General features: G+C 66.9%; 6 protein-coding genes and 2 pseudogenes. 5 read left to right on the forward strand and 3 right to left on the reverse strand.

The genetic code is table 11. From position 1 onward, the window contains the following. Window positions 1-89: 89 nt before the first annotated feature. From I71_RS24030 to I71_RS24045, 4 genes are all read left to right on the forward strand, one after another. Window positions 90-875: an OmpA family protein gene (locus I71_RS24030; RefSeq protein WP_042699482.1), complete on the forward strand. Its 786-nt coding sequence runs from the start codon at window positions 90-92 to the stop codon at window positions 873-875. 48 nt (window positions 876-923) lie between these two features. After that, window positions 924-2,120, forward strand: coding sequence for a hypothetical protein (locus tag I71_RS24035; protein WP_042699485.1), 1,197 nt, complete (start codon window positions 924-926; stop codon window positions 2,118-2,120). A 27-nt stretch (window positions 2,121-2,147) separates the two neighbouring features. Continuing rightward, window positions 2,148-3,542, forward strand: coding sequence for a peptidoglycan -binding protein (locus I71_RS24040; RefSeq protein WP_042699488.1), 1,395 nt, complete (start codon window positions 2,148-2,150; stop codon window positions 3,540-3,542). A 67-nt stretch (window positions 3,543-3,609) separates the two neighbouring features. Beyond that, complete coding sequence (locus I71_RS24045) at window positions 3,610-3,876, forward strand: hypothetical protein (RefSeq protein ID WP_244434018.1); 267 nt, start codon at window positions 3,610-3,612, stop codon at window positions 3,874-3,876. A 37-nt stretch (window positions 3,877-3,913) separates the two neighbouring features. Here the strand turns inward: I71_RS24045 and I71_RS24050 are convergent, their stop codons facing one another. The 3 genes and pseudogenes from I71_RS24050 to thrC form a co-directional block, all read right to left on the reverse strand. Beyond that, window positions 3,914-4,504: a GNAT family N-acetyltransferase gene (locus I71_RS24050; RefSeq protein WP_042699491.1), complete on the reverse strand. Its 591-nt coding sequence runs from the start codon at window positions 4,502-4,504 to the stop codon at window positions 3,914-3,916. Window positions 4,505-4,742: 238 nt separating this feature from the next. After that, window positions 4,743-6,002, reverse strand: coding sequence for a pitrilysin family protein (locus I71_RS24055; protein ID WP_042699494.1), 1,260 nt, complete (start codon window positions 6,000-6,002; stop codon window positions 4,743-4,745). After that, window positions 5,999-7,419: pseudogene (gene thrC / locus I71_RS24060) on the reverse strand (threonine synthase). Before thrC ends, I71_RS24055 begins: the two are co-directional and overlap by 4 nt. Window positions 7,420-7,887: 468 nt before the next feature. Here thrC and I71_RS24065 point away from each other — a divergent pair. Next, window positions 7,888-8,834 (forward strand): annotated as a pseudogene (locus tag I71_RS24065) (methyl-accepting chemotaxis protein); the annotation flags it as partial.

The following is an 8,834-nucleotide window of genomic DNA, read 5'->3' on the forward strand; positions in this document are numbered from 1 at the left end:
CCCGAACGGAGACGGCGGACGATCGGTTGTGGCTGGAGCGATCGATAGGCTATGGTTTGCGGGACAAAGGTTTAACGGGACACATCGTTTTGCGCCGCTGGGGACACGCCGACCGCAAGCAGCTTGCCGCCGCCGCCTTGTGCGCGGTCTGGACGCTCATTCCGGCTGCCCTGTCGGCAGCGTCGGCGCCGTCCGCCAACACCGCCGTCTCGCCGGCCGGCCTGACGTTGGAAAACGCGGTTCCCCTGTCGGTCCCGCCGCGCCCCAGCCTGCGCACCCCGCCGGCGGTCAAGGCGCCGCCGCGCCTGAACCTGCCGCAACCGCTCGAAGCCCCGCCACCGCCGGAACTGACCGAAGGTCCAGCCCAGCCGGTGCCCCGCGCCACCACCACCGCCCGCACCCAGCCTCCGGCTGCGGCTCCTGCCCAGCCGCAGACGTCGGCCGCCCAAGGGATACCGGCCGCTCCGGCACCCGCCACCCCGGCTCCGGCGACGCCGCGCACGGACACGGCGGCCCTCCCTCCCCCTCCGGAGGCGGCACCACCGTCGGCTAGCCTGCCACCTTCGAGCGTTTTGAGCCTTGTGTTCCCCGCCGATGCCACCAATCTGCCGGATGCGGCGGATGCCGTGGTCGACCGGATAGTCGAGCGGCTGCGCGCCAGCGACACCGCGAGGCTCCAGCTTCGCTCCTATGCCAGCGGCACGCCGGATACGGCGCGCGAGGCACGGCAGCGGGCGCTGGCCCGGGCCTTGGCCCTGCGCGAGCGGCTGACCGCGTTCGGGATCCGCAGCACCCGCGTCGATGTCCGCGCCTTGGGTCTCGACGAAGGCGGCGGGGCTTCCGACCGCATCGACATCGTCTTTCTGAATGAGTAGCGCCCACATCGTGCGCGAGGTCTGATCGGAACACCCCTTCGGAGCATCATGACCGCCACAACCCCGACGACCCGACCGCTGGAGATATCCGCCCTCATGACACGCCCGGAGCGGTTCCTGACCCGGATGATCCTGTTCCTGGTGGTGGTCGGCGCGGTGACCGGCCTGCTGTTCCCCGCCTTGCGCTCCGCCTTCCTCAACAACGCCCCGCTGAACGGTGTCATCCTGGCGACGCTGCTGGCCGGCATCGCCTTCATCTTCCGGCAGGTTCTGATGCTCCGGCCCGAAGTGGCGTGGCTGGAGCAGTACCAGAGCGGCGTCGCCCCGGCCTCCCTGCAGGAGCCGGTGCTGCTGGCGCCGATGGCGCGCATGCTGGGCGAGCGGCGCGGCCGGCTGACCCTGTCGGCGCTGTCGATGCGATCGCTGCTGGACGGCATCGCCTCGCGCCTCGACGAATCGCGGGAACTGTCGCGCTATCTGATCGGGCTGCTGATCTTCCTCGGCCTGCTCGGCACCTTCTGGGGCCTGCTGCACACCGTGCAGTCGGTGGGCGGCGTAATCGGCAGCCTGTCGGTCCAGGGCGGCGATGTCGGCGCCATGTTCTCCCGCCTGCAGCAGGGGCTGGAAGCACCGCTGGTCGGCATGGGCACCGCCTTCTCCTCCTCGCTGTTCGGTCTGGCAGGGTCACTGGTGCTGGGCTTCCTCGAACTCCAGGCCAGCCAGGCCCACAACCGTTTCTTCCAGGATTTGGAAGACTGGCTGTCCAGCGCCACCCGCCTGTCGAGCGGCGCCGCCGGCGGTCTCGAGTCGGGCGACCATGCCGCCTCGGCCTATCTGACCGCCCTGCTGGAGCAGACCGCCGAGAATCTCGACTCTCTCCAGCGCACCGTGGCCACGGCGGAAGAGGGCCGGCGCGCGGCCAATGCCAACCTGATGGCGCTGACCGAGCGGCTGTCGAGCCTGACCGACCATATGCGGGCCGAACAGCAGCTTCTCCTGCGCCTGGGCGAGAACCAGCTGGAGGTGAAGGGGCTGCTAGACCGGCTGGCGGAGAATTCCGGCGCCGGCTTCGACGACGCCTCGCGCCAGCATCTGCGCAACATGGACATCTACCTCGCCCGTATCGTCGAGGAATCCTCCAACGGCCGGGTTCAGGCGGTGCAGGAAATCCGCAGCGAGATCAAGCTGCTGGCCCGCACCATCGCAGCACTCGCCGAAGAAGCCGACCAGCAGCAGCCGCGCTAACACCGAAGGCCGACACCGGGAGTCCCCATGGCCAGCATCAGCCGCCGCAACGGCCACCGCGACGCCAGCGCCTGGCCCGGCTGGGTCGACGCCCTGTCCTCGCTGGTGATGGTCGTCATCTTCCTGCTGATGGTCTTCGTCGTGGCGCAGTTCTATCTCGCCACCGCCCTGACCGGCCGTGACGAGCAGCTGACCACGCTGAACCACAAGATCGCGGAGATGAACGACCTGCTGGCGATGGAGCGGGAGGCCAATGGCGACCTCCGCGTCAACATCACCCAGTTGTCGACCGAGCTGCAGACCTCCGTCACCGCCCGCGACGACATGACCCTGAAGCTGAGCCAGCTTCAGGAGGACCGCGACCGCACGGCCCGCACGCTGGAAGAACTCCAGCGGAATGTCCGTGTCGACCGCGAGTCGCTGGACCTCAAGCTGAAGGAGATCCTCAGCCTCCAGGCCGATATCAAAGCCCTGCGCGAGGCCCGGCAGAAGCTTGAGGGCGAATTGGCCGCAGCGGCGGCGGTGGCCAAGCTGACCGAGCAGCAACGGCAGTCCCTGCTGGCCGAACTCGGCACCACCCGCGACCGTGCCAAGGCGCTCGAATCGGAGCTGGCCTCCGCTGCCGAAAAGACGATGCTGGCGCAGAAGGAGATCGACCAGCGCGACATCCGGCTGAAAGGCCTGGAGTCGCAGTTGGCCGACAGCCGCACCCAGGCGCAAAAGGATCTGGAGCAGCGCGACCTGCGCATCCGCGACCTGATGGCCTCCCTGACCGGCGAGCAGGCGGCAGGGACCAAGAGCAAGCAGCAGATCGACCTGCTGAACCAGCAGCTCCTGGCACTGCGCGACCAGCTCGCCCGCATCGGTGCGGCGCTGGAGGTGTCGGAGAAGGCGTCTGCCGAGCAGAAGGTGCAGATCGCCGAATTGGGTGCCCGGCTCAATCAGGCGCTCGCCGCCAAGGTCCAGGACCTCGCCCGCTACAAGTCGGAGTTCTTCGGCCGCGTCCGTGAGGCGCTGGGCAACCGACCGGACGTGCGGATCGTCGGCGACCGCTTCGTCTTCCAATCGGAACTGCTGTTCCCGTCCGGGTCGGCAACGCTGGAGGATGCCGGCAAGCAGCGACTGGCCGACCTCGCCCGCACCCTGATCGAGATCGGCAAGGCGATCCCCTCCGACATCAACTGGGTCCTGCGGGTGGACGGCCACACCGACATCAAGCCGGTCCGCTTCCAATTCGCCTCCAATTGGGAGCTGTCGTCGGCCCGTGCCCTGTCGGTGGTCAGGTTCCTGATCGATCAGGGCATCCCGCCGGAGCGGCTCGCCGCCGCCGCCTTCGGCGAGTTCCAGCCCATCGACCCCGGCACGTCGGACGAGGCGCTGGCGAAGAACCGCCGGATCGAGATCAAGCTGGACCAGCGCTGAGCGGAACCGTGGTGCAGAGGGGCTGTTTCCCTCGTATCGACGCTCTTGTCGAAACGAGGAATCAGCCATGATGAAGACTGTCTTTGCCGCCTTGTCAGTCGCGGTCCTGGCCGGCGGCATTGCCGCCCTGCCCTATCCGGCCGAAGCCAAGGGATGCGTGAAGGGTGCTGCCGTCGGCGGCGCCGCCGGCCATATGGTCGGGTCGGGCCACGGCGTCGCCGGTGCCGCCCTCGGCTGCGCGGTTGGCCACCACGAAGCAAAGAAGAAGGACGAGGCCAGGAAGCAGACCGACCAGCCGCAGGATGCCCACGGCAACAACCAGCCTTCGAAGTAAACGCTGCCGGACGGGGTGGGTCGGCGGGGCATTTCGATCAGCCCTGCCACTCCTCCCGCAGGATGGCATAGAGGACATGGTCGCGCCACGCACCGTCGATGCGCAGGTAGCCACGGGCATAGCCCTCATGGGAGAAGCCGACCTTTTCCAGCAGGCCGCGACTCGGCAGGTTGGTGGGCAGGCAGGCCGCCTCGACCCGGTGCAGACCGAGCTGGTTGAAGGCGAACTCAAGAGCCAGCCGGGTGCCGCCGGACACATAGCCGTTGCGGGCGTAAGGCTGCCCGGCCCAATAGCCGAGCGTCCCCATCTGCGCCACGCCACGGCGGATGTTGGTCAGGCCGAGTCCGCCGACCAGCGCATCGGTCGCCCGGTCGAAGATCAGAAAGCTGTAACCGAGATCGTCCCGCCATTCCTGCGCCTGCCGCCGCAGCCGCCGGGCGAAGGCGGTGCGTGTCAGGGCGTCGGCCGGCCAGGTGGGTTCCCATGGCGTGAGGAAACCGCGCGAGGCGGCGCGGAGGTCGGACCATTCCCGCCAGTCGCGCGGCAGCGGCGGCCGGATGTAGCAGTGCGGTCCGTCCAGCCGGATCGCGGGCGGGCTGATGAGGCCGCTGCCAAGAAGGCGGATCATTGCACCCGTACCTTTCCCACCTTTCTTTTCCCTCTCCCCCCCGGGGAGAGGGTTAGGGTGAGGGGGCTCCACCCGCCGAACGCTCCACGCAATGCATCCCCCTCACCCCGACCCTCTCCCCGCTTTCGGCGGACCGGAGGTCCGCCTGCCGCGTCAGCGCAAACTCCGCTTGCGCTGACGCGGGGGGGAGAGGGAGAAAAGTGCAAGGAGAGAGGAGACGCGGCCACGGTCTTCATCGTCAGGCGAGACGCTCCGCGATGCGGTCGTAGCTTTCCAGCTTGGCGATGGGGCCGAGGGCGGCGACGGTCGGGCGGCTGGTGCGCAGGCGGGTGGCGGCCTTGACCACGGATTCGCGGTCGACACCGTCGATCTTCGCCACGATCTCCTCGACCGGGACCGGGCGGTCGTAGATCAGGATCTGCTGGCCCAGCTGCTCGCAGCGCGACATGGTGCTTTCCAGCGCCATCAGCGTGCCGGCCTTCAGCTGGGCACGGGCACGGGCGACCTCATCCTCGGTGACGTCGGCGCCGACCTTGGCGATCTCGTCGCAGACGACCGGGACCAGTTCCGCCACCTCGTCCTCGCCGGTGCCGGCATAGACGCCGAACAGGCCGCCGTCATGGTAGCCGCCGGTGAAGGTGTAGATGGAATAGACCAGCCCGCGCTTCTCCCGCACCTCCTGGAACAGGCGGGACGACATGCCGCCGCCGAGCAGGGTGGAGAGCACCGAATGGGCGTAGAAGTCCGGATCATGGACCCCCACCCCGTCGAAGCCGAGCACGAGGTGCATCTGCTCCAGGTCGCGGTCCTCGCGGAAATCGCCACCGGTGTAGCGGGCGGTCTCCGGCTTGGGCGGGGCGCCGCTCGGCAGGTCGCCGAAGGCCTTCATCGCCAGATCGACCATGCGGTCATGCTCGATGCGGCCGGCGGCGCTCAGCACCATGCCGGGGGCGCCGTAATGCCCGGCGATGTAATCGACCAGCGCCTCGCGCGGCAGGGCGCCGACGATCTCGGCGGAACCCAGCACCGGACGGCCGATGGCCTGCCCCGGATAAGCGGTCGACTGGAAATGGTCGAAGATGATGTCGTCGGGCGTGTCGGCGCTCTGGCCGATCTCCTGCAGCACCACCGTGCGCTCGCGCACCAGCTCCTCGGCATCCAGCGTCGAGTGCTGGATCATGTCGGAGAGGATGTCGAGCGCCAGCGGCGCATCCTCGTGCAGGACCTTGGCGTAATAGGCGGTCTGCTCGCGGGTGGTGTAGGCGTTCAGCTGACCGCCGACATTCTCGATCTCTTCCGAGATGCGGAAGGCCGAGCGGCGGCGGGTGCCCTTGAACAGCATATGCTCGACGAGATGGGCGACGCCATTGACGCTCGCCGCCTCGTTGCGGGTGCCAACCCCGACCCAGCAGCCGAGAGACACGGACTGCACGTCGGGCATGGTGTCGGTCGCGACGCGAAGCCCGTTGGGCAACGTCGTCACACGAATGGAACTCATGCGGCCTCCTGGGCGGCGCGGGCGCGCTTGGTGACAAAGTCCTGGACCGCCGCCAGATCGTTCGGCAGGTCGGACAGGCGCTCCTCGCGCACATAAAGATCGGACAGACGCGGCGGCAGCTCCGGCCGGCGGCCGGTCGCCTTCTCCACCGCGTCGGGGAACTTGGCGGGATGGGCGGTGGCGAGAACCACCATGGGAACGGACGGATCGACCCGGCCGGCCGCGACCGCGGCCTTGGCAGCCCCGATGCCAACCGCCGTGTGCGGATCGAGCAGATAGAGGCTGCCCTTCCACACCTCGGCGATGGTCGCCATGGTGGCGGCCTCGTCCACCCGGTGGCCGGAGAAGATGGCCAGCGCGCGGGCAAGCTGAGCGTCGGTCACCGCGAACCTGCCCTCGGTGCGGAAGCGGTTCAGCGCCTCCGTCACCGCGGTGCCGTCGCGGTCGAGCAGGTCGAACAGCAGCCGTTCGAAGTTGGAAGAGATCTGGATGTCCATGCTGGGAGACAAGGTAGGCACGACGGGCGCCGCGACCATGCTCCCACTGGCGAAAAAGCGCGCCAGGATATCGTTGCTGTTGGAGCCGACCACCAGCGTCTCGATCGGCAGCCCCATGGCGCGGGCGCCGTAGGCGGCATAGACGTTGCCGAAATTGCCGGTCGGCACGGTGAAGGCGACCTTGCGGTCGGGGGCGCCAAGCGCCACCGCGGCGGTGAAGTAATAGACGATCTGGGCCATGATGCGGGCCCAGTTGATCGAGTTCACCGCCGACAGCCCCATCCGGTCGCGGAAGGCGCCGTCGTTGAACATCGCCTTCACGAGGTCCTGGCAATCGTCGAAGGTGCCGTCCAGCGCGATGTTGTGGACGTTGGACGACAGCACGCTGGTCATCTGCCGACGCTGCACCTCGGACGTGCGGCCCTTGGGGTGCAGGATGAAGATGTCGACGTTCTGGCGGTCGCGGCAGGCCTCGATGGCTGCGGAACCGGTGTCGCCGGAGGTGGCGCCGACGATGGTCACCCGCTGCCCACGCTTGGCCAGCACATGGTCGAACAGGCGGCCGAGCAGTTGCAGCGCCACGTCCTGAAGGCAAGCGTCGGGCCGTGGAACAGCTCCAGCACCCAGGTGGTCGGATCGACCTGCACCAGCGGCGTCACCGCGGCATGGTCGAAGCTGGCATAGGCGTCACGGACGATGGCGCGGAACTCGTCCTCGGCGATGGCGCCGCCCAGGAAGGGCAGCATCACGCGGACGGCGATCTCGCTGTAGGGCAGCCCGCGCATGGCGCGGATGTCGTCGGCCGTAAATTGCGGCCAGGTCTCCGGCACATAGAGGCCGCCGTCGCGCGCCAACCCGGCAAGAAGGACGTCCTCGAAACCCAAGACCGGGGCCGCGCCCCGCGTGCTGACGTACCGCACCGCTTACACTCCGTCCGATGAAGTGGGCATAGTTAGCGAGGTGCCCGCCCGCACGCAAGCGGTGCGGGACGCAGGGCGCCTATTTGCCGATGAGACAAGGCGGACCTTGCTGTCCGTCACGAACGAACGGCATGGATGGAACGGCGTGAAACAGGGCCAGTAAGGACGTTCCACGCTCCACCCAGGACACAGCCTCCGCCGACCTAAGGCTGTGGATTAGAGGCGGGATGGGAACGATGGCTCGCGAACATACCAGCTGTAGTAATATACCTATTCCATCCCAAAAATAATATTTCCTCGTTTCAAACATTAAACATCAACCAAACTTGCGCACAGGAGACACCGAACGACGAATCCATGAAAATTTTATTGAATCTTGGATGGATTAATATTTTTTAAACCGCCTTTGTAGAAGATTAATCAAAAATCTTAAAAGTGAGTATTTGTACTTCTATAAAGGCGGAAACAATGAAGTCCATTCTGTCCTCGCTGTCTGTCCGCGCGACGATCGGGCTGCTGACCCTTGCGCTTGGCTTGTTGCTGATCGCGCAGAATTCCATCACTCTTGTCGATGCAGTATCACGATACCGAAGCGCCGAACGTGTCGCGACACTGAGCGTGACAAGCCGGGTTTTGCTTAAGACACTGCTCGCCACCCGACTGGAACGCGGCCTGGTGACTCCGGGCCTGGGCTCCGATAAACCTCTAGAGAGCAGCGCGGAACAGGAGATCGCCGACCAGCGCCGGATTTCCTCCGAAGGATACCGTGCCATCGTCAAGGCGCTCGCCTCCGCCGACCTGCCGGGCGCCCCCGCGGCGGCAGACCGGTTGCGCGCCAGCTTCGACAGGGTGGAACAGTCACGCAAGGCCGCCGACGAAGCCCTGCGCAAGCCGCTCGCCGCCCGCGAAAAGGGACTGGCGGACAACTGGCTGAAAACCCAGAACGAGTTTCTCGATGCGCTGACGGCGGCAACCGACCTGCTCGATACATCAATCGGCCAGTCCTCTTCCGCGGTGGGCGATCTGCTCGCGATTAAGCGTGCTGCCTGGGCCACCCGCCTCAACCTGGGAATGATGGGTTTTCGTATCCAAAGCGCCCTCAGCACAGGGCAGCCCTGGACCCGCGACGACGATCTCGCTGTCGCCGAACAGTTCGGGCGGGGCATGCAAACCTGGGCACAGGTGACTGAGATGGCGGGCCATCCGGAAACCCCGTCGAACATTCTGGAGGCAATGCAAAAGGCAAAGGCCAATTTCGAGGGCCGTTTCGTCGAACAGCGAAAGACCATCCTGGCCGCGCTTGCCGCCGGAAAGCCGTCGCCGATCCCTCTCTCGGTCCTTCGGGAGGAAGTGGTGGTTCAGGGCTACATTGTCCATGTGGCGCTGGCCGCGGTGGACGCATCGTCGACAAATCC

The sequence above is a fragment of the Azospirillum sp. B506 genome (assembly GCF_000333595.1).
Taxonomy (GTDB): Bacteria; Pseudomonadota; Alphaproteobacteria; order Azospirillales; family Azospirillaceae; genus Azospirillum.

Bases quoted from the DNA above. Each gene is read 5' to 3' on its own strand.
- I71_RS24035 (WP_042699485.1), top strand. From the start codon at position 924: ATGACCGCCACAACCCCGACGACCCGACCGCTGGAGATATCCGCCCTC.
- I71_RS24040 (WP_042699488.1), top strand. From the start codon at position 2,148: ATGGCCAGCATCAGCCGCCGCAACGGCCACCGCGACGCCAGCGCCTGG.
- I71_RS24045 (WP_244434018.1), top strand. From the start codon at position 3,610: ATGATGAAGACTGTCTTTGCCGCCTTGTCAGTCGCGGTCCTGGCCGGC.
- I71_RS24050 (WP_042699491.1), bottom strand. From the start codon at position 4,504: ATGATCCGCCTTCTTGGCAGCGGCCTCATCAGCCCGCCCGCGATCCGG.
- I71_RS24055 (WP_042699494.1), bottom strand. From the start codon at position 6,002: ATGAGTTCCATTCGTGTGACGACGTTGCCCAACGGGCTTCGCGTCGCG.